Source organism: Rhizobium sp. CIAT894, assembly GCF_000172795.2.
Taxonomy (GTDB): Bacteria; Pseudomonadota; Alphaproteobacteria; order Rhizobiales; family Rhizobiaceae; genus Rhizobium.
Window position 1 is genome coordinate 2572771 of sequence record NZ_CP020947.1, and the last position, 24378, is coordinate 2597148.

Here is a 24378-nt window from a genome sequence, read left to right on the forward strand (position 1 = left end):
GGAGCAAGCCGCGCCCTTTGCATGGCACACACGTCTAGCCAATCAGCCTGGCAATCCAGCGCGGATCGAGGTGACGTTCCAATTCCTCGGCGACCTCGTCGAGCGCCTGCTCGACGCTCTCGCGGTAATTCCTCCGTTCGCCCGAGAGCCCAAAGCTTTGAAACAGCCGGGCGCGATAGGCATCGCTGCCGAAGAGCCCGTGCAGATAGGTGCCCATGATGCGGCCGTCCACCGACAGCGCCCCGTCGGGCGTTCCGTCGACGATCGCCGAGGGCCTGTTGCAATCCGGGCCGCGGGTGATGCCGAGATGGATCTGGTAGCCGGTAAGCGGCGCGTCATATTCGGTCGAGCGGGCCTGGCTGTTGCGCACGGTTTTCTCAGGCGCCATCTCGGTCTCGACGTCAAGAAGCGCCAGCCCCGGCGTCTCGAGCGTCCCGCCCTCTATGCCGAGCGGATCGTGGACCATGCGACCGAGCATCTGGTATCCGCCGCAGATGCCGATTACCCGGCCACCGCGCCTGACATGCGCCTGGAGATCGCGGTCCCACCCTTCAGCCCTGAAATCAGCCAGATCGGAAATCGTCGATTTCGAGCCGGGAAGGACGATGAGGCTGGCATCGGTGGGCAGCCGCTCGCCCGATCGCACGAAGACCAGTTCGACATCCGGCTCGGTTCGCAGCGGGTCGAGGTCGTCGAAATTGGCGATGCGCGGAAGCACCGGCACGGCGATCTTCAGCGCGCCCGCTCCACCCCTCGCCAGCCGTTCGAGCACGACCGAATCTTCGGCCGGCAGACGCGCAGCGCCCGGCAGCCACGGCACGACGCCGAAGCACGGCCAGCCGGTAAAGCCTTCGATGGCGCGGATGCCGTCGTCAAACAGCGAGACGTCGCCGCGGAACTTGTTGATGATGTAGCCCGCAATCATCGCCCGGTCCTCGTCGGCGAGAATCGCATGCGTGCCCACAAGCGAGGCGATGACGCCGCCGCGGTCGATATCGCCGACGAGCACGACGGGCACGCCGGCCCGCGTCGCAAAACCCATATTGGCGATATCGCCGGGCCGGAGATTGATTTCGGCCGGCGATCCCGCGCCTTCCACGATAACGAGATCGGCACCGGTGGCCACCGTCTCGAAACTTTCAAGCACGGCGCCGAGCAGTTGCGGCTTCAGCCGCTGATAGTCGCGCCCCTTGGCCTGGCCGAACACCTTGCCCTGCACGATGATCTGGCTGCCGTTTTCCGATTGCGGCTTGAGCAGCACCGGGTTCATGTACACCGAAGAGGGCGTGCGCGCAGCCAGCGACTGCAGCCACTGCGCCCGGCCGATCTCGCCGCCATCGTCGGCAACAGCGGCATTGTTCGACATGTTCTGCGGCTTGAACGGCCGCACGGCAAGCCCGCGATTGGCCGCCAGCCGGCAGAGGCCCGCGACCAGCACCGTCTTGCCGACATCCGAGCCGGTTCCCTGCAGCATGATCGCTCTTGCCATGGTGGCCGCCTTTCGCTGAGGCGAGGCCTACAATGGGCTGTTATACCGGGTCAAGGCTTGGCTTGGCTCTCGCGCCGCACAGAAACGCGAAAACCGCGCATTGCCTTGGCTCTGCGCGGTTTGCCGAAAACTCAGGCGTCTTCGCCCCTACACGGCGAAGCTCGCTTTCTCCAGTACGCACTACCTGAACCGAAGAAGCAGCGGTCATTGCCGCCACGACCCAACTGATAACGGCACATTCTTACCGGAGAGTTATTGAAGGCTTACGCAAATGTTAATTTCGAACTTTTTTGACATTCTTGCCGAAATTTCTGTTGAAGATCCGCCGACGATCGCCAAGGGCGTGCGTTTGACGCGCGGGCGCCATTTTTGGGATATTGACATAAATTCTTCGAATTCAATTATTTAGATGCGCAACCATGAGCAGAAGACGGTTGATTTCTGCGAGCGAACGCGTAGGCTTCGCCAAAATGCGCCATTGTTGACCATCGCCTGCGACGACACGCCGGACAGCTTTGTCGGTCGGTTTGAAATCCGGCCGCGCGTCCGCCTAAGAATTCGGGAAATGACGATGAAGACGTATCTGATGACAGCCGTCTTTGCCGCGGCTCTTTCTACCATCGCGCCGGCCGAAGCCGCAGAGTGCGGCAAGGTTTCGATCGCCGAGATGAAATGGGCCTCGGCAGGGATCGCGGCAAACTTCGACAAGATCATCCTGGAAAAGGGCTACGGCTGCTCCGTTACCATCGTCGACGGCGACACCCTGCCGACATTCGCCTCGATGAACGAGAAAGGCACCCCCGACGTCGCCTCGGAATATTGGATCAATTCCGTCCGGTCCCTGCTCGATCAGGCCGTCAACGGCGGCCGGCTGGTGCAGGGAGCCGAGATCCTGGCCGACGGCGCGGTCGAGGGCTGGTGGATCCCGAAATTCATCGCCGACTCCCACCCCGACATTCGTTCGGTCGAAGATGCGCTGAGACATCCCGAACTCTTCCCGGCAGAGGACGATGCGTCGAAGGGCGCGGTCTACAATTGCCCCGCCGATTGGAGCTGCCAGATATCGACCACCAATCTGTTCAAGGCGCTTGCCGCGGACAAGAAGAGCTTCGAACTGGTCGAGACAGGCAGCCCCGAACAGCTCGACGCCTCGATTTCCCGCGCCTTCGAAAACAAGGTTGGCTGGCTCGGTTACTACTGGGCGCCGACCGCCATCCTCGGCAAATACGACATGACGCGGCTGAGCTTCGGCGTCGGTCATGACAAGACCGAATGGGACCGCTGTACGGCAGTTGCCGGCTGCAACAGGCCGCAGCTCAATTCCTACCCCGTCTCACGCGCCTTCACATTGATGACGAGGTCCTTCGCCAGCCGCGCCGGGCCTGTCACCACCTATCTCAAAACCCGCAAATGGGACAATGGGACGATCAATCAGGTGCTCGCCTGGCAGGACGAAAACCGCGAGAGCAACGAGGATGCCGCGATCTATTTCCTTCGCAATTACGAGGGTCTGTGGATGAAATGGGTGCCGGCCGATATAGCCGTGAAGGTCAAGGCGAGCTTATAACGTCAGGATACGATCAACGACCGGACGATTCGACATGACTGGCAATGTTCCCTTCCCCGACCGCGATACCGTTGCGGAAAAGCTTGCTACGCTGTCGGAGGCCGACAAGTCATACTTGGCGCTGCTCATGGAAAACGCCGCTCAGGACGACAATCTGCTGGAAGGCCTGCGCCGCCATCTCGATCTTGCCGCGGCGTCGCGATTGCTTAACTCACTGAAGCTCGAAAATCTCGGACTGTGGCTGGGGACCGAGGCGCCCGACCGTCTGCAGATCAGGCTGATGGAAACTGCCCGTTCCAGCCAGCATCCCGCCTATCAAGCCGTCCGGACCGGCCTTAGCCGATCCGGCGGCCTCGAAAAGGCGTATCCCCCGGTCGCCCGTTAGGCCCCGGCCACCCGCTAGAGTGGTCCGGCCCCGCCACCAATAGAGTGGTCCGGACCCGGCCAAGATGACCCCGATCAGCCGGCAAACCTTTCAGCCGATCACTTCTTTGCGGCACGGTCGACCGAACGGCCGGCGTCCTGAGTCGCGTTGACGGCGTTCGCCGTATCTTTTCCCATGCCGCGGATCGTGTTGCCGCAGGAGGAAAGAGCAAGAAGAACCATAAAGGCTGCGGCAATTTTGGCCGTTGTCGTCATTTCGAATATCCTTGTTTGAAATCAACCCCGAACAGCACTCATGCCATCCGCGCCGATAACGCACAAGGGAGCAAAAGGTTCAACGGCTGAAAGACATGCTCAGGCGGCGACCGCCTTCGCTTTTTCGGCAAAAGCGCCGCGAATACTGTCGGCCACCGTCTCGATCGGCCCCGACATCTGCGAGGCTGTCAGCAGGCGGATATCGAAAGAGCCGAGCTCCGGCAGCCCTTCCTGCAGGCCGAGGATCGTCATGTCCTCGCTGACATAGGAGAGCGGCAGCGGCGCAATAGCCAGATCGGAGAGCACGGCGGCGCGCTGCGCCATCGTATGGCCGCTGAGATAGGCGACCCGATAAGGCCGCTTATTGCGCTCGAGCTGGGAGAGCGCCTCCTGCCTCCAGATGCAGCCGTCTTCCCAGATCGAGATCGGCAAGGGATCGCGCCGATGCGCCGAGCCGCAGCGGGCGCCGGTCCAGACCAGCCGCTCGCGGAATACCACCTCGCCGCCGGTCGGGAACGGCCGCGTCGCGCAGTTGATCAGCGCCAGGTCGAGCCGTTGTTCCTCCATGCGTTTCTTCAATCCGACGCTCATGTCGATCGTCACGTCGACCATGATGCCGGGATAGCTTTCGGCAAAGCTCTTCAGAATTCTCGGCAGCAGCCGCTCGCCGATATCTTCGGGCGCGCCGAGCCTGACGACACCTGTTAGTTCCGGCATGATGAAGCGTGACACCGCCTCGTTCGAAAGCGCCAGGATGTTGCGGGCGTAAGAGAGCAGCATCTCGCCATGCCGCGTCAGCGATACCGAGCGGGCGTCACGCAAAAACAGCGTGGCGCCGAGCTGCTCCTCGAGCTTCTTGATCTGCATGGAGACCGCCGACGGCGTGCGGAACACCGCTTCGGCGGCGGTGGAAAAATTGCCGGTTTCGGCGATGGCGACGAAGGTGCGCAGCACATCGTTGTCAAGCAAAGGAATGGGACGGCGAAAGGGAAGGCTCATCGTCGCATCTTTCAATTTTTCTGATTTATAACCGCATATCATTTTGTTTGATTGAATGTCAATCGCCTCGCATAGTCTGGCTATTGGAAACCGATGCAGCAAAGGAGGCTCGACATGGCGCAAACAAGCACCTGGAATATCCTACAAGCCCTCTCCGCATTCAAGTCGCGCTGGCGCAGAGACGTGAACCGCGAACATGCACTGCGGGAATTGAGGCGATTTCCATCGCACCTGCTGGCCGATTGCCAGCGTGAAATGGAGCTGCCCCTTCTGAGCAGCGCCGCCGGCCAGAAGAAGGTTCTGAGAATCGTCGAATCATCGGGCCGCGCATGATGTGCGGCCCGGCGGTTGTCAGGATTTCAGCTCATGGGGCGATCACATCCCGCCCAGCAGCTTGAACGCGATCACCCACATGGTGAAAGCGACGAGCGTTTCCAGCATCCGCCAGGACGAAGGTTTCGAGAAGATTGGCCGCAGCCATGCCGCGCCATATCCGAGGAAAAAGAAAAACAGGAAAGAGCCCGTTACCGCGCCGGCGGCAAACGATGCCTGCTGCCCGGGATAACGCGTCGAGATCGTGCCGAGCAGCACGACCGTGTCGAGATAGACATGCGGATTGAGCCAGGTAAGCGCGAGGCAGGTCGCGAGCGTCTGCTGGAAACTCGCCGTTTTGGCCTCCGTCGCCGAGAGGGCAGCGGATGACCGCAAGGCGGAGTAAAGGCTCTTGGCGCCGTACCAGGCAAGAAAGGCGGCTCCGCCATAACGCATGAGCGGATCGAGCCAGGGCAGCAACCTGGCGATCTGCTGCAGGCTGGTGACGCCGAGCACGATCAGCGCGGCATCCGACAAGGCGCATGCGAGGCAGACGGCGAAGACATGTTCATTGCGCAGGCCCTGGCGAAGAATGAAGGCGTTTTGTGCGCCGATGGCGACAATCAGGCTGAGGCCCATCATCAGGCCCGTGACATAAATCGAAAAACTCATCGTTTCGGCGAGCGCCCCCACTTCGGTGGTGGTTGAGGTATCGCCATTCGCCGAATTAGGCTAATTAATCTGCGTTACCCCAATTAAGCGAAACTAATCCATGCTCGACTATTCCGCTCTCCGCGCTGTCGCAACCATTGTCCAAACGGGCAGCTTCGAGAGAGCTGCAACCGCGCTGAACGTAACACCTTCGGCCATTTCGCAGCGGGTGAAACAACTCGAAGAGCGTCTCGGCACCGTCCTGATCGTCAGAGGCATCCCGTGCACGGCGACTGAAAAAGGAGAATGGCTCTGCCGCCACATGGAGAATGTCGGCATGCTGGAGGCGGAACTCTTCGGGCAACTGCCGGCTCTCGTCGACCCCGACGAACCACGCCAAAGGGTGACGCTTCAGATCGCGACCAATGCCGACAGTCTCGGGACATGGTTTGTGGAGGCCATGTCGAATTTCGCCAAGAACTCTTCCTATCTGCTGAATATCGCCGTCGACGACCAGGACCATACCGCCGAGTGGCTGCAGCGCGGGCGGGTGATCGCCGCCGTCACCAGCCTGGAAAAGCCGATCCGGGGGTGCCGGCGTTTTGCGCTTGGGGTCCTGCGTTATCACGCCACCGCCACGCCAGACTTCGTCGCCCGCCACTTTCCCCAAGGCGTGACCGCCGAGGCGATTAGCAACGCTCCCGCCCTCACCTTCAATCAGAAGGACAGGCTGCAGAGCAACTGGATACGCAGAACGTTCGGGCAGGATGTCGATTACCCCACCCACTGGCTGCCCTCACCGCAAAGTTTCGTCGAGGCAAGCCTTTCCGGCATGTGCTGGGGAATGAACCCGATCCAGTTGACTCGCGAACATCTGGCATCGGGACGGTTGGTGGAGCTGGTTCCCGACACGCCGCTCGATGTTCCGCTCTATTGGCAGATAAACCGCCTCGCCGCCGATCGCCTGGTGGAATTGACCCGCGAAGTCGTCGCGGTGGCAAAGCGCCGTCTCTGATCGTTATTACAGACGCGTCCTCTTCAGGCGGGTACGGCTCGATCGAAGACCTTCGCGTCGTCCGGAGCGATCAAACATAAGCGGTGCGGTTACCGAATTCGCTGTTTTCGTCAAAATTCTTCGTGCCGATGCGCTCGCTCTCGCCGGAGAGTTCCTTCGGCGCCGTGGCGGCTGGCTTCGAAGCGGCCGACACCTCGGTTTGGCTGCTCTCTGATGCTTCGAGCTTGGCAATCTTGGCTTCCAGCGTCTCGATGGATTTCTCGATCGTGGCCTTCTCTTTCTCGTCCTGCGTTTGCGAGAGAGCTTCCTGCTTGTCGGCAAGCTGCGCCTCGAGAGAAGCAAGCTGGTCCGACGAACTGGACGACGAGGTTGAAGCGGCTGAACTCAAAATGGTGGATGCAGAACTGGAAATTGCGCTGACCATAAGAAGGACTTTCGGTGATGGAATGTCATCTCATAGGCCACGAATGGTAAATGCCCGATAAATAAAGTACTATGCAGTACCATTTTTATAACAATTATGGCGCGGCGCCGAACTCGACGCCGCTTTGAGTATCGTGCCCTATGCGATAGCGATAATCTCCAGCTCCTGGCCACCCGTTTCCGCCACATCGCCGACCGCTTTGCCCATCAGCAATCGCGCCACCGGGGAGACATAGGAAATCGATCCGGCCTTGGGATCGGCTTCGTCCTCGCCGACGATCCGATAGGTCTGCACCCGCCCGTCGTCGCGGCGGAAGGTCACCGTGCTGCCGAAGGCGACAGCGTCGGTTGATGATGCGTCAGCCATGAGCTGGGCGGTGCGCAGCCTTGCCTTGAGGTAGCGCAGGTCGCGCAAGGGACCCGCCGCCTGCCGCCGCCGTTCATTCACATCGTCGATGGTATTCGCCGCATCATAGGCTTCGCGAGCCTGCTGGAACTGCAATTCTAGAGCCCTCAACCCCGCTTCCGTGACAAGGTTCAGATGCGGCGAAACCGGACGGTCGGGCAACAAGGTTTCCGAAGCGGTTTCGAAACTCTCTTCCTTGGTGAACGCGACGGCCAATTCCATACTCCGTTTTGGGCGCAGCGCGCCTATCGCTGACGGGCAAACCGCCCCTATTTGAAATCAACCATACACCGGCTGCGGCCGAACCGCCAATCTCGGCCTGTCGGCGCTGATGCCGGCAACTGGAACGTCCTGCGCTGCATGGCGTTTTAGATCCGGGACGCATCGAGGCTGAGGAGGATCGAATGCCTGGCAAGCAGCGGAAAGGCCGCAACGAAGTCTGGAGCCAGACATGCCGTCGCTCCTGACCGACGCCATGCCGCTGACACCGAGCTGGTGGGATCTCGGCGCGCGCATCATGCTGACGGTGATTGCCGGCGCTCTCGTCGGCCTCGATCGCGAGCGCGGCGGCCACGCTGCGGGCTTCAGGACCACGATCCTGGTGGCGCTTGCCGCCTGCATTGCGATGGTCCAGGCGAACCTCCTTCTATCGACCTATGGAAAAACGCTGAGTTTTTTCACACAGATGGACGTGCTGCGCTTTCCCCTCGGCGTCCTCACAGGCGTCGGCTTCATCGGCGGCGGAGCGATCCTCAGGCGCGGCGACATGATGACCGGCGTCACGACGGCGGCGACCCTATGGTTCATGACCGTCGTCGGCCTCTGCTTCGGCGGCGGCCAGATCGTCACCGGGACGGTGGCGACCGTGGTTGCCTTCATCGTGCTGTCGCCGCTGAAACGCCTGGACACCTGGCTGCGCTGCGAACGCAAGGCGACACTCGTTATCTACGGCTCGACTGCCGATATTCCCGACCTGTCGGACGTGCTGGAATCTCTTGAATGCAGCGCATTATTCGTTTCGCTGGGACAGACCGAGGATGGCCGCATCGGGGTGACGTTCGAATTGCGCTGGCTGGCAAAAGATCCCGACGCGTCCGCACGCGCAATCCTCGTCGCCATCTCCGACGTGCGCGAAGTCGCGAATTTCTCGATGCATTCCACAACGACGTGAACCGGACGGCAGCCATCACGGCCCCTATTCTCCGGCCTATTTGGAGACGTGCTCCGGTTTACCTCTGCTTTTGGTCGAAGCGAATTCCTCGAGTTGCTTCTCGCTCATGGATTGCTCCATCTGCTTCGAAGCGCCCTTGAGTTCCGTCTTGGGCGTCTCTCCGCGTTTGGCCGAAAGTGCGGCACCGGCCGCCTTCTGCTGTGCCTTGGATTTGGCTGGCATATCAATCTCCCATTGCTAAAGCATGTCGCGCAAAAGTGTGCAGCGGTTTTGCCAGGCAAAGCGCGAAGCCCTTTTGCCGCAACGACCTGCGTAAAACAAAGACCTAAAGCGCGAGGAGCGAATCTGAAAGATTGCGACGCGCTTTAGAGCCGATCGTCGCTTCAAAGCTTGCTGAGTTCGCCAGGCCTGTGTGCGGCGCGCTTTCCCGATTTGTCGCTCTCGACGATATATTGCGGCTCCGACGCCGACGCCTTCACCTTATGACCCTTGATCTTCGTCGGGCTGCTCTGCTTCCTGATCACCCTGCCTGCGGTCTTTTCCTGGCTGGCATCCCAGCTCACCGCATCGCCCTTCTTCAATTGCTTGGACATAGGGGCACCTATACGAGGAGGCTGCGGCAAAAGCCGCAGCCGACTACTCGTCAATTGATCGTGGCCCACTGGCTGCGGACATCCCTGGCGTTCTTCGACAGGTGAACGTGCGCGTCGACATGATCCACCCAGTCGAGCGGGATCAGGTGGTGCTTGCCGTCCTCCGAGCCGGTCTTCGTCAGCTTGATGCGGGTGGGACCGTCGAGATGATCCACCGTCCCGACATGTGTGCCGTCGGCCGTCAGAACTTCCATATGTTCACGGATCTGATCTGAGGAAATCATCGTTTGCTCCTTTGCGTTGTCGGTACAACGGCAACGACGTGGAGCGGACATGGTTCCCCGGTCCGACGGCCTCGTTTGTCCTATTCGGTCATCTTAATCGACATCATCATGTCGGTAATTTCAGCATCATGCTTGTCCTCGTCGCCTTTCGTTCCCCAGTAGGTAACGACAAGAGCTTTCTCGCCGGTGCTCGATACGAATGCCATGCCAACGCTCACCGGCCCGTCCGCATCCTTGCCGTCCCAGTCCAGCGTCGTCATTTGGAGGCCGTTCACTTCAGTCACCGGCGTTTCTTTCTGGGTTTTGACGTCGACCGTCACCCCGCTCTTCGCCAGAAAGTCGATGGCATCGGAGGTGACCTTATCCATCGACTTGGAGTCCGCCACATCAACCGAGAAGTAGATCGCCGAGTCCGACGAAGTTGCCTGGACACCGGTTTCCGTCTCTTCGGGTTGCCAGCTATCCGGGATTGTGATGCTTGCGACCGGAGCATCGCTTGGAAACTTCATCGTGGCAGCGTCCGCGAAGGCGGGGATGGAAGCTGCGATAACAGCGTAGACGAAAGTTCTGTACATGGAAAACTCGACGTTTGATTGCGATGATGTGACTTTAGCCGACAGTCGTTAAGATCGCTGACGCGCGATCGTTAAAGAGCGACGGAAAATGTCGGAGCATTCAGACGGGCGAGTTCTCGACGGAGAATCTCGAGGAGTCGACGTAGGTGCGGCATGACGGCGGATAGCCGCCGGGCGCAGCTCCATCATTCAATATCTCTGATGCTATCCATAAGCTCTATTCGTTTGAATGATGAGTCCCGGAGGCCCATATTGTGATCACGGACATGGACGAACCTCCCATCGACGACCATGTCCCTGACCCAAGAAAGGAACCGGAAAATGACCACGCTCACCTACCGGGGTGGTGGCAAGCCCCTCACCTCCGGCCACGGCCATTTCGATCTGGCGCATTATGCCCGTAGGCTCGTGCTTGCCTGGACACGCTGGCAGACCGCCCGTGAAATCGAAGCCATGCCCTTCGATGTCCGCAAGGATATCGGCTGGCCGAGCACTGACGACAACAAACACCGGACCGTTTGATGAATGCGACATTCCTCTCAAGATGACGGCGGCGTCTGCATCACGCGGCGCCGCCTTTTCCGCCTTCAGAACGCGTAGGATTCGCTCCGGCTGTCATTCCCAACGGCTGACTCTATCTGTTTTCCTGGTAAATGCCGAAGCGAATGATTTTGCGCGGAACTGGAGCAGCGTCAGGCGACCCTCAGCACTGCGCGTGTAGACAAGGTCCGAATGACCGACATAGCGATTCCACAGCTGAGCAAAATATATGGCATCCTCCCTTTTTCGCCCGATGATCGAAGGGACCGCATGATAATCCAATCGCTTCAGCCGCCAGAATTTTGACGACCTGACGAGAATGTAGCGGGGATTCTGTGGGGGAACGAGGATTTCCCGCAGGGCGTCGAGAAAGCGGGATCGCTCGATTGTCGTAGCACCCTCGAGCCGGCAGTAAATAATGCCGTTTTGGTCAAGCGTCGCCTCGACACTCAGTTTTCCCAACTCGGTCCTTATAACGCCCATATGATGTAGCGCCTCCAGAACGGTCGTTCCCACCTGCTTCATGCTCCCTTCCAGTGAGCCGTTCCGCAGCAGCAACCGGCTGGCTTTGAATGCGCCTGGCAAACAGAAGATGGCCAGCAATGCGAACACCACAAATAGGACCAACTCCAGTTGTTCGAGCGATCGAATGTGCGTAGCGCGAAAGCTGTGTAAGAATCCGTTCAAGATCATCCCGGCGAGCGCGGCGCTTTGCGCATACAGAAATTTGGTCGTATTCCAGTTGAGTAGCCCCTTGGGGGCATAGTTGCTCTCCAATGTTTCCTGCATCCTCGGAAAAGCGCGATTACTGCGTAGCGCGCTATGCCATCGGGCTTTCAGTGATTTGCGGTCTGCAGCGCCCCGTTCCATCACCTTGTTGACATCATCAACACCCCGCGCATTCCATTTTGCGGCACCCAGCATCAGCCGTTGAAAGCCACTTTCGATCAACGGATGCTCACCGAAGGACAACCCCTCGAAGGCACAAAATCGGCGTTTCAGCGCGTCGACGTCGCTGCCCAGGTCTATTGTCATGGTGTCAAATGGGTCGGGCGCTTTTCTATCGGTCGATTTCCTCCCGAACCGCAGCGGTATTCTCTGCTCAAACTTCTCAGGGTCGATCACTGCCAGATGCCAGACGTTCGCGGCCTTCTGAGGGCTTCGGGGATCTGTGCGAATGGCACGGCCTCGCATCTGATTGGAGAGCACATATGATCCCACCGTACTTGCCAGGATCAAAGTGTTTACGGAGGGGGCGTCCCATCCTTCACCCAGCAATGCCTGCGTGCCGACCAAAACCGTGATCCCGCCGCGACTGAACAATTCGGTGATCATATGAACGGCGTGGCGGCTCAGAGCGCCGCTGATTTCCACGCTTAGAAAGCCGGCATCGAATGCTGCCTGCTGATAACGGATATGTTCCGCGCCGACGCCGAGATGGTCTGCAATCTCGTCAAGAATTACTTTTGATTCCGCTGGAATGAGAATGAGACTCCCCGTCAGAATTCCAAGCTTGAGATCAAGCCCGCACCGCCGCAGCGTCTCGAAGATCGGCACGACGCCCATCCTCTCGATGGGCGGAAGGTCCGCAGGGCCGGTGGGCAGCGTATCCTTCCTGATATAGTCGGAAAGGATAACCATACGGAGTTCGTCACGCATCGACGTGCATTCGAGCCGAGTAATCTCGACGATCGCGTTGAGCTTGCTGACGCTCGATACCAGCAGCTTCTGAACCGACCGCGCATCCGTTAGCCGCACTCTGCCGTGCTCGACTCCCCTAATGTCCCTCAGCCTGCCTTCTTGGTGGCGGAGTATTTGCTCCGCTTCTTCGAAATCGTTGCGATAGGTGTAGATAACGCCGTTCAGCAACACCTCTATCCATTCAAGCGTCAGATCCGGTATTTCACGCGCCTTGACGCCGAGAATGTCGAGAGTCGATTGCGGCAAGTCGACATATTGCGCATTCAGGAAGACCAGCATGCTGGAGAAAAAGCGTGCGTCGTCCAGTATGTGCTCCACATTCTCGATCGGCTGGGTAATCCACGGGTGATGCAGAATTGCCTGCTTGAATTCTGCCCTTTTGAGCAGCGCCTCGATGAAGTCTCCGATCTGCGCGCGAAACTCTGCCAGCTTCTGTGCTTCCAACTCGCTCGGCAGGCTGAAGTGGACATAGTCCTGATGGGGGCAAAGATCGCCTTGCAGCACCAGTTCCGGCACGGAAATTTCACCGTCGATCGGCCCGCAAAGTGCCTGATAACGACCCCATTCCAGGGGATCCACATCATAGGGCGGTGTAGCTGTCAGCGCTACGACCGTGGGCTTGCCCAATGCTTCCTTGAGCATCGTCAGCGCTTTCCACCACTCGTTTCGAAGGTGGTGCGCTTCATCGAGCACAAGGGTGCGAACCTTCTCTTCGCGCAGCTTCGCGATGATTTTCTTTCTCGCCCTCTCCGTCTCCTGCTTGTCCGTTTCGGCGGATTGCACCCCGTCGCTGCCCTCCTCTTCACTGTCTATAATTTCTTCCTCGGCCGTATGACCTGAGAACGCCGCATGCAGAGCCTGATAGGTGATGATCGTGACAGCGCGAGGCGCTCTTACATCATGAGAAATCCAGTTCGGTTCACCGGCATTGGCGGGCAGGAACATCATCCGTAGCCGCTGCGACCATTGATCCCGGATGGTCTTGCTCGGGGCCAAGATCAAGGTCGCCTCGCCAAGCCTGCGCATCACTTCAAGGCCCAGAATCGTTTTACCTGAGCCGGGTGCTGCGACGATATGCAAACCATCATCGCTTATGAGATTTGTCAGATCATCAAGTATCTTCTGCTGATAAGCTCGCCAGGTGCCCTGAAAAGCGAGGTCCTTCATTCAATTCTGCCCTTTGGATTAAATGCGACGAGCCATTGTGAAAACTGCGACTAAAATTCTTCAGTAGTATTGCATCATTTTGGCTTGGTTCATGCAACGTCAGTTGTGTCTAGAGGAAATTTCAAAGGCATTCGCAAGACAACGGAGCATGCAAAGAATGCGACATTCCTCCCAAGATGAGGGTGGCGTCTGCCTCACGCAACGCCGCCTTTTTCGTGCGTGCCCATTCGTTCCCGAGCCGTCTTCAGACTTGAATTTCAGTCCTCTGTAAACGCGCCCCGCATCCGGCCCGGCCCTGTTCCGGCAGTTTGACCGGGCCAAAACGCGGTCAATGTCGCATATTTGCTCTTCCCGGCCGCATTTTTCCATGCCAGTGTCGCTTTCAGGACATCGGCGCGACGCATTCCGCGCAACCAATATGCATCGCCCCTCGAGCATGGATTTCGCTATGAACAGGATGCAGATCAAGAAGCGTTCACTGGTCTTCTTTATGGTACCGCAATTCACCATGCTGCCCTTTTCGGCGGCCGTGGACACTTTGCGGATTGCCAATCGCATGCTCGGCTACCAGGCCTATACCTGGCGGCTTGCCTCCCTCGACGGGGAGAAGGTCTATTCCTCCTGCGGCATCGGCGTCGAGGCCAATTCCTCGCTCGCCGAGGAGCGCCGCCATCTCGGCGGTGAAAACCGGCCGGGCATGGTGCTCGTCTGTTCCGGCATCGATGTCGAGCAGTTCAACAACAAGTCGGCCAATGCCTGGCTGCGGGAATGCTACAATCGCGGCGTTGCCGTCGGCAGTCTCTGTACGGGCGCGCATGTGCTTGCCCAGGCCGGTCTCCTGAACGGCAAGCGCTGCGCCATCCACTGGGAAAACCTGCCGGGCTTTTCGGAGGCTTTCCCGCAGGCCGAGGTCTATGCCGACCTCTACGAGATCGACGGCAATCTCTACACCTGCGCCGGCGGCACAGCCTCGCTCGACATGATGCTGAACCTCGTCGGCGAGGATTTCGGCGAGAGCCTCGTCAACCGCATCTGCGAGCAGCATCTGACCGACCGCGTGCGCAACCCGCACGACCGCCAGCGCCTGCCGCTGCGCGCCCGCCTCGGCGTGCAGAACGCCAAAGTGCTGTCGATCATCGAGCTGATGGAAGGCAATCTCGCCGAGCCGCTGTCGCTGATCGAGATCGCCGACGGTGCCGGCCTCTCGCGCCGCCAGATCGAGCGGCTGTTCCGCCAGGAGATGGGCCGCTCACCGGCCCGTTATTATCTGGAAATCCGCCTCGATCGTGCGCGCCACCTGCTGGTGCAATCCTCGATGCCCGTCGTCGAGGTCGCGGTCGCCTGCGGCTTCGTCTCGGCCTCGCATTTCTCCAAGTGTTATCGCGAACTCTACCACCGCTCACCGCAGCAGGAACGCGCCGAGCGCAAGATGACCATGGCGACCGCGCGTCAACAGGCAGTCGCGGCCTGAGAGTTTGAAGAAAGAGACCGCCGCCTGAAAATGGCGGCGGCTCGCCCGAACGGCTCTACTGCGCCGCCTCTTCCGTCATCCTGGCGTCTGAATAGACCTGATTGCGGCCCCTGTGTTTGGCCATGTAGAGGAACTGGTCGGCGGCGTTGAGGTAGTTTTCGAAGGTTTCGTAACCCTCGATCTCGGCGATGCCGATCGAAATCGTCACGCCGAGGTCCTCGTCGTCGGCGGTGACCTTCAGCCGTGAAATGTCAGAGCGGATCTCGTCGCAGAGTTTGGTCGCCGCAGCCGAATCCATCTGCGGGAAGAGGATGGCGAATTCTTCGCCGCCGAGGCGCGAGAGAAGATTGTCGCTGCCGTCGAAGATCGTGAACAGCCTGTTTGCAACAGCCTTCAGCACCTTGTCGCCGATCTCATGGCCGTAGGTGTCGTTCAGCCGCTTGAAATGATCGATATCGAGAATGGCGACGGAACTCGGCACTTTCAGCCGCAGGCACTCGTTCACCAGCTTCGGGCCGTTGTCGTAGAAATAGCGGCGGTTATAGAGACCTGTGAGATAGTCGCAGGCCGCCGCCGCCCTCAGCTGACGCATCTGCGCCAGCGTTTCAGCATTGTTGGCGATGCGACATTGCAGCTCCTCGGCAACGAAGGGCCGGTAGATGAAATCGCTGGCGCCGGCCTTGAGGAAGCTCGCAGAGAGCATGCGGTCGCTGGAGGAGGAAACGCCGATGACGCGCAGCCTGTCCGAACCGAAACGATGGCGGATGCGCCGCGTCAACTCGTAGCCGCTCATATCCGGCATATGGTGGTCGGTGACGACGAGTTCGATATCGCTGTAGGCTTCGAGTGCTGCCAGCGCCTCAAGCCCGGAATTTGCCTCGATGACGAGATATTGCTGCGCCTTCAGCAGATCGACGAGCACCTGCCGGACCGAGACGACATCATCGACCACGAGCACGCGCGTCTTGCGGTTGGAAATCGCGCGGCGAACTGTAGCGACCAGATTGTCGAGCGCAAATTCATTGTCCTTCAGCACGTAATCGATGACATTGCGCTCCATGATCCTGTTGCGCGTATTGAGATCGAATGTCGCGGTGAAGACGATCGCCGGGATATCGTGCTCGATCGTGCAGTCGAGCGCTTCGCCATAAGGCGAATCCGGCAGGTTGAGATCGACGACGGCCATCGTATAGCCGTGACCATCCTCGGCCAGTTCCTCGCGAAGAGCCTTCAGCGATGAGCAGGATTTGACCGCAAGCCCGAGCTCTGTCTGGAACCGATGGCAGAGCACGGCGGAAAACATGCGGGAATCTTCAACCAGAAGTATTTTGAGCCCGCCGGAACGCAGCCCAATGCCATCTCGCTGAAAATCCGCTTGAAAAGCCACAGCCGCTATTCTCCCATGCGTCCGGTGGCCTCGACTCGGCCCTCCCCCCGGCGCGGCGAACGATAACCGAGAGGCATGCGCGCGTGAAGGGGGCAAATGTCGGCATTACTTTTAATTGCAGAAATCCGACAACGATCTGCGACCGTTATCGCCGCCCTGGCGATCCCGATACTGGAAGGATCGTCAGGCAACCGCCCGCTCCTTGCGCATCGACTGGATTTGCAAGAGCGTATCGAGGTTCTGGTTGACGCGGCAGTAAAACTCCTCGTCGATGAAGGGACGCAGCATGAAATCATTGCCGCCGGCCTTCAGGAACCGCGCCGAAAGCAGCCGGTTGGAAGAAGAGGAAACGCCGATGATGCGCAATTCGTGCGAACCGATATTGGAGCGGATTCGCCTTGTCAGCTCGAAGCCGTCGATATCTGGCATATTGTAGTCGGTGATCATCAGGCCGATATCGCGGTTGGCCTTCAGGATCTCCAGCGCCTTGGCGCCGTTCTCGGCGGTGCTGACACGGAAATTATAGCGTTTCAGCCGGCTCGACAGCAGCGCGCGCGCCGTCGCACTATCATCGACGATCAGCACGTGGTGGCGGTGATTGGTCAGGAACCGGCAGATCGATTCCGCCAGAAGGTCGACAGCGAAGATATTGTCCTTGAGAATATAATCGACGATGTCCTTAGCCATCAGCTTGTCGCGCATCCCCTCATGGAAGGTGCCAGTAAAGACGATGGTCGGGATGGAGAGATCGACCAGATACTCCAGCGCTTCGCCGTTTTCGGCGCCGGGCAGGTTGATGTTCGAAATCGCCAGCGTGATCGGATCGGAAGACTTGTCGTAGGAAAACTGCAGGTCCTCGAAGGTGCGGCAGATCTCGACGTCAATGTCGAAAAGCTCCTTCAGGCGTTTGCTGATCATCGAGGTGAAAACATTGGAATCTTCCGCGACAATAATGCGCGCGCCGGCAAACATTTCCCCGGAATATTGCATCCCCGAAATACCTAGAAACGCCATAGCAAACCTTTGATGTAAAATCTGTCCCCGGGTCAAATTGGTACATCAATTGATTTGAGTAATTATTAATCGGCGCGGCCGGAATGAAACGAAGAAGCGGCCTGATGGGTCGCCTCCGGTTTCTTTGCAGATATGATTAAGAAATAAGACGTGAAGCAAGAGATGCCGGTGGCTGTCCTCGTCCTTCTCCCTGCGGCGCGCCTCAGGACGAGGTCGCAGAGAAGGCACGGCTTAGCCCACTGGAAGGCAAACCCAGCGAGCGCAGGAAATGCGCCTCGATCGCGCGCAGCAATTCGGCGCGATCGAACGATGCCTCGGCGATGCCGGGCTGATGGACCACGCCGTGCAGGGCGTTGAACAGAAAAACCGCCGTAAAGCCGGGATCGTCGACCTCCCAGGCATTCGCGCCTGTGCCGGCACTGATGAGTTCGGTCAGATGGTCGATTAGGATGTTCCGGGAAAGCCCCTCTCGTGTTGCAGGCGGCGCTGCCACGAAGGCGAGATGATGCAGCCCGGCCGCATCGAGATAACCGGCAGCGCACGCCCTCGACCAGGCCGCCAGCCTGCCGCGCCAGTCTTCCTGCCCGCGTCCTTCGACAGCCGCAACGATACCGTCAAGGACGCCCTGCATGAAACGGGCGCGCGACGCTTCCAGCACGTCGGCCTTCGAGGAAAAGTGCAGATAGAAGGTGCCCTTGGCGACCCCCGCCCCTGATGTGATCTCTTCGATGGTGGTCTGCTCCACGCCCTTTTCAAGAAACAGCCGTTCGGCAGAGACCATGAGCTCGTCACGCCGCTCCTCGGCAGGCTTGGTTCTCGGCTTTGAAACGGAATTGGCCATCATCAGCGAAACCGATCCATCCTTACTGGCGTCGCGCGCGGTCTGTCCTGTGGAGATAGCCCGCAAACACGTCGCGCATAGCGGTGCTCTCGATATCAGGCAGAAGGCGACCGACCTCACCACGATGATAACCGGCATGCGTCGCCACATGGGCGAGCATTTCCTCACGCGACATGCGCCCGCGCCCGCCGTCGGTAAAGGTGAAATCGACGACCTCCTCCAATTCCTCGGGCGTTACGCGTGCGGTGTAATCCATATACCAACGGTCCGTCTCACGGATATCGGAGGCCAGTTGCGCCAGGGGCGGCGCCTCGCGGCTCCAGCTCGCTGCGTAGGAGTGTCCCTGCCGCTGAAGATTGGCGGCGAAGATGCGGTCGACGAGGTGGGCATGGTTGAGCACGCGAAGGGCCGAGGAAAACGCCTCGGTCGGCGCCCCTTCGCCAAGCCCGTTCAGCGCATCGAGAAGTTCGTCGTCGATGCTGGCTTTGTATTGGAACAGCTGGTTCAACAAGGTCTGCGCGCTCATGACGATCTCCGGACAGTGAAATGGGTGGCGCCGGGATCGGACCGACAGCCTTTGCATAAATGACTGACCGTCGGTCAGTCAATGCCAATTCCAACCGGGGCTGCCGGTGATCTCCGAGGTCGTCAATCTGGCTTCCGGGCTTTTCTCGCCCACGCAGCTGCGGTAATCGGCTGAGGCAAGCAATTACCGAAGGCAAAGCATGGACGTCAGGATCTACCATCATCCCGCTTGCGGCACGTCGCGCAACACGCTCGCGATGATCCGCAATACGGGCATCGAACCCACGATCATCGAATATGCGAAGACTCCGCCTTCACGGGCGGAGCTGATCGGAATGATCTCCGATGCCGGCTTGACTATACGCCAGGCCCTCCGCGAGAAGGATACGCCCTATGCTGAACTCGGCCTCGGCAATCCCGACCTGACCGATGACCAACTGCTCGACGCCATGCTTGCGCATCCGATCCTGATCAATCGGCCATTCGTCGTGACGCCGCTCGGCACGCGCCTGTCACGGCCCTCCGAGCTGGTTCTGGAAATCCTGCCGGAGACGCACAAGGGCGCCTTCACCAAGGAAGACGGCGAGAAGGTGCTCGACGCCGAGGGCAAGCGGATCGTCTGGTCGTCTACTTGACGACGGCCGAACCCTTGACGATGTCGATCGTCTCACCGCCGTCGAGCCCGATGCGGTCGCCGTCGGGCGTCGTCATGAAGCAGCCGGAGGCGCAAAGGCTTTCCGAGGCGCCGGCATCGACTACGACCTCGACGCGCTGGCCGCTCTCGGTAATGACGAGCACCACGGCGGCGGGATCGGTATTGGTGACGGATGCCGCATGGGCCGCCGGCGCGGCAAGCAGCGGGACAAGCAGAACGGCGGCAAACCTTGCCATCATGTGCGGCGGCGCAGACGCGCCCTCCCCTCGAACGATCGGTGCTGCCCTCGGCAGCAATCCCGATGGTGGAGATGATGCACAGAGATCTGTGAATGATGGCTGAATGAGCCGTTCAGCTCTTCAGGCTGCCATCCGCCGTCCGCCCGCGCAGCTGCCGCACCGGCCGCTCCTCTTCCTCCATCGGCTTATCCCGCGGAGTTTCCTGGCCGCCCGTCTGCTCTTTGACGGCAGTGGGAAGGACAGGCGCAGCGTCGCGATGAATGGTGAGATCGCTCTGCGGCAGCGGGATCTCGATGCCCTCCGCCCTGAAGCGCTTGAGGATTTCGATCCGGAGATTGTTGCGCACCGTCATGCCGTCGCCCATGTCGGCGAGGAAGAAGCGCAGCTCGAAATCCAGCGAATAGGGGCCGAAACGCAGGAATTCGACATGCGGCTCCGGATTGCGCATGACGAGCGGAATCCTCGCCGTCAGTTCCAGCAGGATATCCATCACCTTCTGCGGATCGGCGTCGTAGCTGACGGAAACCGGGATTTCCGAACGGCCGATCCTGTTGCGATGCGTCCAGTTGCCGACGAGACCGTTGATCAGCTCCGAATTCGGCACGATGATCGATTGCTTGCGGAAGGTCTCGATCTCGGTGGCGCGCACCGAGATGCGCTTGACGATGCCTTCGGCCGTGCCCGAGACGACATGATCGCCGACCTTGAACGGCCGCTCGACGAGCAGGATCAGGCCGGAGACGAAGTTGGAGACAATGTTCTGCAGGCCGAAACCGATGCCGACCGAGAGCGCCGAGGCGACGAGCGCGAAGCTCGACAGATCGATTCCGGCGGAAGAAACGCCGATGATCGCCGCCACGCCGACGCCGAGATAACCGATGCCCGTCTTGACCGAATTGCGCACGCCGAGATCGACATGGCTTCGCGCCATAACGTTGCCGTCGAGCCAGCGCTGCAGCCACCGCGTCAGCAGGTAGACGCCGGCAAACAGCAGGATGCCGGTGCAGATGCCGAGCAGCGAGATGCTGATACCGCCGAGCTTGACCTCGGTGAACAGCCGGAAGGCGATCAGCTGCAGGTCCTGCACATGGAAGCCCCAGAGCAGGAGGATCAGCGGCACGCCGACGAGCAGCGCCACCGCATAGATGGCAAGGCCGACGAGCAGGCCGACCTGGTCGATCGCCACCGGCCCGAGATTGAAGCGGCGCGTCAGGAACCGCGCGAAGAAGGTATCGCCGAAGCTTTCCTGCCGCGATATCGCCTTGCCCGAGAGCAGGCCGACATACATCGTTGCAACCACCGCGCCGGTGATGATGAGCTGCGTGGCGACGAAACGCGCCAGCCCCACATACCCCGCGAGCGCTGAAACGATCAGGGCAGCGCCGACGACGCGCAGGATGATTGCCATGCCGCGCGGCCAATGCCGGCCCGGCGCATCCGGATCGCCGCTTCTTGCCAGCATCGGCTTACCGAAGGAGACCGCGATCAGGATCAGGCCGATGATGAGCGCGGCGATCAGGCTTCTCACAACGGTCAGCACCAGCGGCGAGCCCATCGCCTCGCCAATGCTGCTGAAGAGATAGTCGAGCCCGTTGATGACGGCCATCGCCAGCAGGCAATAGCCGATGGAGCGTGCGCCGAGATTGGAAAGCCGCACCAGCCGCCAGTGCGGCTCATGCGGCGCGAAAATTGCGTTGACGAAGCGGCCGACGAAATAGACGAGCCCGATCGTGCCGAACAGCGCGCCGATGACGGGTGCGATGTCGGGTCTCAGCACGTTGAAACTGTTGAGGAAGAAGAAGGATGTAACGAGCAGCACCGAGAGCGCCAGCGTGCGGATCAGCGTCGACCAGAAGGCAATCGACAGCCGGCCGATATAGGACGGGTTCTCGACCGCCTCGTCGCGGCGCAGATACGAGCCGAACAGCCTGTAGCTGCCGGAGAGCAGGATCAGTGCCGAGGCAAGCGACAGGAAGATCGCGGCAAACAGCGGGAAACGCTTGAACTTCCAGACGAAGCTAGCCCAGCTCGACAGCGCCTGCGCGAATTCACCGGTCTCCCGCACGAAGGCGCTGGCCGCGTCGTCGAGAACGGAGACGGATATTTCGGTACGCTTGAAAAGTGTTGCGGCAAAAAGCTGCCGCCGCATCTCGATGATCTCGTTGAGGAGCTTCGTCACCGCGATCGACAGGTTTTCGGCATCACCCGTCACGGCGTTGATCTGCGCGCGCTCGGCGGCCAGCGCGTTGCGCTCCTGGGTGACGATTTCGGCCTCGGGCGGCTGCCCATCCTTCGGCGGATCGCCGATCTCGGCAAGCCGGTTCTTGATCTGGTCGAAACGCGGCCGGAGATTGACCGATATGGTGATGACCGCGCGGCTGAGTTCATCGGCCTTGGTCGCCAGCCCCACCAGCGCATCGTCGTTGTCGGCATTCTGCTTGACGCTGTCCTGAAATGCGGCGAGCTGGGTCTTCGCCTTCTCGATCTCCTTCGCCGCCTGGTCGAACGGCGTATCGACAGCCGGCTGCGCGGCCGCCTGCGTCTGCTGTTCCTGCGCGATGGCCGCGGCACTCTCGAAATGCGCGCCGGCGAGCGTCAGCGTCACGAGAAGAATGGTGCGAAGCAGGATGGACCTCAGCCGCAAAAGTGCCTCCGGAAAGTTGTCGTCGGGACAGAATGCCTGCTTTTCATAGCAAAGAAAGGCGACAGAAAGGCGGAAGGTGCCGAAAGCGCCTTGCCTCGAACTTGTTTCATAGGATGCCGCTGGGCCTTCGTCTCGTCCTTGTCGCCCTCTTGAAACCGCTGCGCTCTGCAGCGACAATCATGAAAACTCAGAAACCGGCGCCGGGCCTGGAGAGATAGTCGCGCTCCCCAGCCGTCGACTCCCGCCCGAGCATGGCGTTGCGGTGCGGAAAGCGCCCATAGGTGGCGATCACGTCGCGGTGGCGGATCGCATAGTCGAGGTATTCCTCGTCGCCCAGCACAGTGAACAATTCCACCGAGCGTTCCTGCTCACCGAGATCCTCCGCATGTTCGAACGGCAAATAGAAGAAGGTGCGGCAGGCGGTCTCCACCGCCTGGTCCGCGCCCGATGCGAGCGCAAGCTTGGCTTCCCGAAGCGCCAGCCCGTCGGTCGCAACAGCAAGCGCCGTTCCGCGATAGATGTTGCGCGGAAACTGGTCGAGCACGATGACAGCCGCCAGCCGGCATATGGGATCGGCCCGCCATTCATCGCCGACGCCGGCGGCAAGCGCCAGATGCGTATCGCGGAAGCCTTCGCGGATCTCGATATCGAGCTCCGGCGGCGGACGGAACCACAGCTCCCGGCCGCATCGGACGAACCAGAAATCATAGACTTCGCGAGGTGTCCGGATCGTCGTCATGCTTCCCTTCCCTCGCGTTAGCCTTGATGATGTCATTCTGGTAAGTTATTATAAGGAAAGAGATAACGGCGTGCCGCGCAGCACCCTCTCTTCTCCCTACTTCCCCTCTTGCAACGAAAACACCAGCGTCGCCTTCGTTCCATCATGCCCGGGGTCATAAGCGAAATCCGATTTCAAGCTCGCCGTCATGGCCGTCAGGATGCGCGTGCCGAGGCCGGTTCCCCTCGCTGGATTCGACGGGTCGAAGCCGGCGCCGTCGTCCTCGACGACCACCCTCAAGGCCTCGTCTTTCTGATCCACGAAAACCCGGATTTCGCCCGGCACGCTGTCCGGATAGGCATATTTGAAGGCGTTGGTGACGAGTTCGCTGACGATCAGGCCGAGGGTAATTACCTTGTCGGTCGCCAGATTGACCGGCTCGGCGGTCAACACGATGCGGTGCGGCCGCTTGTCGTCGCGCATCGAGGCTTCGAGTTCGGTGAGCAGGCTGTTCAGATATTCGTCGACCTGCACCGAGCCGACCTGCCGGTTGGTATAGAGCCGGCGATGCACGCTGGCGATGGCGTTGATGCGCATCTGCGTCTCGTGCAGCGCATCGATCGCCACTTGGTCCTTGGTCATCGAGGATTGCATGCGGATCAGCGCGCCGACGAGGCCGAGGCTATTGGCGATGCGGTGATTGACTTCGGCAAGCAGCATCTCGGCAAGGTCGCGCTGCTGGCGGATCACCTCCTGCGCCTGCGCCGTCTCGCGGCGGAACCGCGCCCGCTCCAGCGCCTGTTCGAGGGCGGCGGCGAGCAGGTCGAAATAATCGGCAGAAATCCCCTTGAGCATGTAGTCATCGGCGCCGGCTTTCAGCGCCGCCACCGCAATGCCGGTATCATCCGAACCAGTGGCGTAGATGACTGGCGGATGGTCCGGCGTCGCCGTGATGCAGGGCAGAATGTCGAGGCCGGTCTCATCGGCCAGGAGATGATCGAGCACGACGGCGTCGACCCCGCCCTCGCCGAGCCGCGCAAGGCCGGCGGCGCCATTCCGCGCCCACTCGACCGAAAAGCCGCGCCGTCCGAGATTCTTCTCCATCAGGAGGGCCAGCCTCTCGTCGTCGTCGATATAGAGGATGTGGATCAGGCCGTCCGCATCGACGTTAGAATTGCTCATTCCGTCTCCCGGCATTCTCTCTGAGCGACGACCGCCCGCAAGCGTCCGAGTCGTCCGCATGGCAATGTCGTATTGCATTGGCCGTCTGAGGTAAACAGCCGCGGTCCCTCGCTCTCGTCGCGGGCGGGCGGAAGGGAGGTCGTGGGAAAGCCGGCATTTTCAGAACTTGT

Annotated in this window: 27 protein-coding genes; 8 read left to right on the top strand and 19 right to left on the bottom strand. The window is 60.2% G+C overall.

The window, feature by feature from the left end:
- Positions 1-34: 34 nt before the first annotated feature.
- The gene (locus RHEC894_RS12760) at positions 35-1489 is read right to left on the bottom strand and encodes a cobyric acid synthase (protein ID WP_085737541.1); all 1455 of its coding nucleotides are present in this window, start codon (positions 1487-1489) and stop codon (positions 35-37) included.
- 565 nt (positions 1490-2054) lie between these two features.
- On the opposite strand from RHEC894_RS12760, the gene RHEC894_RS12765 reads away from it, so the two are divergent.
- A complete protein-coding gene (locus tag RHEC894_RS12765; RefSeq protein ID WP_206427857.1) occupies positions 2055-3056 on the top strand; it encodes a glycine betaine ABC transporter substrate-binding protein in 1002 nt (333 codons plus the stop codon).
- Positions 3057-3090: 34 nt separating this feature from the next.
- Positions 3091-3441, top strand: coding sequence for a hypothetical protein (locus RHEC894_RS12770; protein ID WP_085737542.1), 351 nt, complete (start codon positions 3091-3093; stop codon positions 3439-3441).
- A gap of 98 nt (positions 3442-3539) precedes the next feature.
- On the opposite strand, the gene RHEC894_RS12775 is transcribed toward RHEC894_RS12770, so the two are convergent.
- Complete coding sequence (locus RHEC894_RS12775; RefSeq protein ID WP_004680588.1) at positions 3540-3695, bottom strand: entericidin A/B family lipoprotein; 156 nt, start codon at positions 3693-3695, stop codon at positions 3540-3542.
- A 99-nt stretch (positions 3696-3794) separates the two neighbouring features.
- On the bottom strand, positions 3795-4736 hold the full coding sequence (locus RHEC894_RS12780) for a LysR family transcriptional regulator (RefSeq protein ID WP_010069198.1): 942 nt from the start codon (positions 4734-4736) through the stop codon (positions 3795-3797).
- A gap of 72 nt (positions 4737-4808) precedes the next feature.
- Between RHEC894_RS12780 and RHEC894_RS12785 the strand changes: the two genes are divergently transcribed.
- A complete protein-coding gene (locus RHEC894_RS12785) occupies positions 4809-5027 on the top strand; it encodes a hypothetical protein (RefSeq protein WP_085737544.1) in 219 nt (72 codons plus the stop codon).
- A gap of 42 nt (positions 5028-5069) precedes the next feature.
- On the opposite strand, the gene RHEC894_RS12790 is transcribed toward RHEC894_RS12785, so the two are convergent.
- Positions 5070-5678: a LysE/ArgO family amino acid transporter gene (locus RHEC894_RS12790; protein ID WP_010069200.1), complete on the bottom strand. Its 609-nt coding sequence runs from the start codon at positions 5676-5678 to the stop codon at positions 5070-5072.
- A gap of 100 nt (positions 5679-5778) precedes the next feature.
- Between RHEC894_RS12790 and RHEC894_RS12795 the strand changes: the two genes are divergently transcribed.
- Entirely contained in the window at positions 5779-6672 is an 894-nt protein-coding gene (locus RHEC894_RS12795) for a LysR family transcriptional regulator ArgP (protein WP_085737545.1), read from the top strand.
- 70 nt (positions 6673-6742) lie between these two features.
- Here the strand turns inward: RHEC894_RS12795 and RHEC894_RS12800 are convergent, their stop codons facing one another.
- Both RHEC894_RS12800 and greA read right to left on the bottom strand, forming a co-directional pair.
- Positions 6743-7096, bottom strand: coding sequence for a hypothetical protein (locus RHEC894_RS12800; RefSeq protein ID WP_010067297.1), 354 nt, complete (start codon positions 7094-7096; stop codon positions 6743-6745).
- A 138-nt stretch (positions 7097-7234) separates the two neighbouring features.
- The gene (gene greA, locus RHEC894_RS12805; RefSeq protein WP_010067296.1) at positions 7235-7717 is read right to left on the bottom strand and encodes a transcription elongation factor GreA; all 483 of its coding nucleotides are present in this window, start codon (positions 7715-7717) and stop codon (positions 7235-7237) included.
- A gap of 235 nt (positions 7718-7952) precedes the next feature.
- Between greA and RHEC894_RS12810 the strand changes: the two genes are divergently transcribed.
- On the top strand, positions 7953-8672 hold the full coding sequence (locus tag RHEC894_RS12810; protein ID WP_085737546.1) for an MgtC/SapB family protein: 720 nt from the start codon (positions 7953-7955) through the stop codon (positions 8670-8672).
- Positions 8673-8708: 36 nt separating this feature from the next.
- Here RHEC894_RS12810 and RHEC894_RS12815 read toward each other — a convergent pair whose 3' ends face one another.
- From RHEC894_RS12815 to RHEC894_RS12830, 4 genes are all read right to left on the bottom strand, one after another.
- Positions 8709-8894, bottom strand: coding sequence for a DUF3008 family protein (locus tag RHEC894_RS12815; protein ID WP_010069176.1), 186 nt, complete (start codon positions 8892-8894; stop codon positions 8709-8711).
- Positions 8895-9055: 161 nt separating this feature from the next.
- On the bottom strand, positions 9056-9265 hold the full coding sequence (locus RHEC894_RS12820) for a DUF2945 domain-containing protein (RefSeq protein ID WP_010069177.1): 210 nt from the start codon (positions 9263-9265) through the stop codon (positions 9056-9058).
- A 50-nt stretch (positions 9266-9315) separates the two neighbouring features.
- Positions 9316-9549 (bottom strand): DUF2171 domain-containing protein, encoded by a 234-nt coding sequence (locus RHEC894_RS12825; protein ID WP_010069178.1) that lies wholly within the window; start codon positions 9547-9549, stop codon positions 9316-9318.
- Between the two features lie 80 nt (positions 9550-9629).
- Positions 9630-10124: a hypothetical protein gene (locus RHEC894_RS12830; protein WP_010069179.1), complete on the bottom strand. Its 495-nt coding sequence runs from the start codon at positions 10122-10124 to the stop codon at positions 9630-9632.
- Between the two features lie 321 nt (positions 10125-10445).
- Between RHEC894_RS12830 and RHEC894_RS12835 the strand changes: the two genes are divergently transcribed.
- Complete coding sequence (locus RHEC894_RS12835) at positions 10446-10646, top strand: hypothetical protein (RefSeq protein WP_085737547.1); 201 nt, start codon at positions 10446-10448, stop codon at positions 10644-10646.
- Positions 10647-10739: 93 nt separating this feature from the next.
- On the opposite strand, the gene RHEC894_RS12840 is transcribed toward RHEC894_RS12835, so the two are convergent.
- Positions 10740-13532 (bottom strand): DEAD/DEAH box helicase family protein, encoded by a 2793-nt coding sequence (locus tag RHEC894_RS12840; RefSeq protein WP_085737548.1) that lies wholly within the window; start codon positions 13530-13532, stop codon positions 10740-10742.
- A gap of 448 nt (positions 13533-13980) precedes the next feature.
- On the opposite strand from RHEC894_RS12840, the gene RHEC894_RS12845 reads away from it, so the two are divergent.
- Positions 13981-15003 carry a GlxA family transcriptional regulator gene (locus RHEC894_RS12845; protein ID WP_085737549.1) on the top strand — a complete coding sequence of 341 codons (1023 nt, stop codon included), beginning with the start codon at positions 13981-13983 and terminating at the stop codon, positions 15001-15003.
- A gap of 55 nt (positions 15004-15058) precedes the next feature.
- On the opposite strand, the gene RHEC894_RS12850 is transcribed toward RHEC894_RS12845, so the two are convergent.
- From RHEC894_RS12850 to RHEC894_RS12865, 4 genes are all read right to left on the bottom strand, one after another.
- On the bottom strand, positions 15059-16390 hold the full coding sequence (locus RHEC894_RS12850) for a diguanylate cyclase (RefSeq protein WP_085737550.1): 1332 nt from the start codon (positions 16388-16390) through the stop codon (positions 15059-15061).
- Between the two features lie 183 nt (positions 16391-16573).
- Complete coding sequence (locus RHEC894_RS12855; RefSeq protein ID WP_085737551.1) at positions 16574-17404, bottom strand: response regulator; 831 nt, start codon at positions 17402-17404, stop codon at positions 16574-16576.
- 202 nt (positions 17405-17606) lie between these two features.
- Entirely contained in the window at positions 17607-18248 is a 642-nt protein-coding gene (locus RHEC894_RS12860; RefSeq protein WP_010067722.1) for a TetR/AcrR family transcriptional regulator, read from the bottom strand.
- A gap of 19 nt (positions 18249-18267) precedes the next feature.
- Positions 18268-18771 (bottom strand): DinB family protein, encoded by a 504-nt coding sequence (locus RHEC894_RS12865; protein ID WP_010067723.1) that lies wholly within the window; start codon positions 18769-18771, stop codon positions 18268-18270.
- A gap of 199 nt (positions 18772-18970) precedes the next feature.
- Between RHEC894_RS12865 and arsC the strand changes: the two genes are divergently transcribed.
- On the top strand, positions 18971-19405 hold the full coding sequence (arsC, locus tag RHEC894_RS12870; protein ID WP_085737552.1) for an arsenate reductase (glutaredoxin): 435 nt from the start codon (positions 18971-18973) through the stop codon (positions 19403-19405).
- Here arsC and RHEC894_RS12875 read toward each other — a convergent pair.
- The 4 genes from RHEC894_RS12875 to RHEC894_RS12890 all read right to left on the bottom strand — a co-directional run bounded on the left by RHEC894_RS12875 (position 19398) and on the right by RHEC894_RS12890 (position 24208).
- Complete coding sequence (locus tag RHEC894_RS12875; RefSeq protein ID WP_085737553.1) at positions 19398-19664, bottom strand: hypothetical protein; 267 nt, start codon at positions 19662-19664, stop codon at positions 19398-19400. The two genes, arsC and RHEC894_RS12875, sit on opposite strands and share 8 nt — an antisense overlap.
- Positions 19665-19776: 112 nt before the next feature.
- Positions 19777-22308, bottom strand: coding sequence for a mechanosensitive ion channel family protein (locus tag RHEC894_RS12880; RefSeq protein ID WP_085737554.1), 2532 nt, complete (start codon positions 22306-22308; stop codon positions 19777-19779).
- A gap of 187 nt (positions 22309-22495) precedes the next feature.
- A complete protein-coding gene (locus tag RHEC894_RS12885; protein ID WP_085737555.1) occupies positions 22496-23047 on the bottom strand; it encodes a DUF924 family protein in 552 nt (183 codons plus the stop codon).
- Between the two features lie 96 nt (positions 23048-23143).
- Positions 23144-24208, bottom strand: coding sequence for a histidine kinase dimerization/phosphoacceptor domain -containing protein (locus tag RHEC894_RS12890; protein WP_085737556.1), 1065 nt, complete (start codon positions 24206-24208; stop codon positions 23144-23146).
- Positions 24209-24378 lie beyond the last annotated feature (170 nt).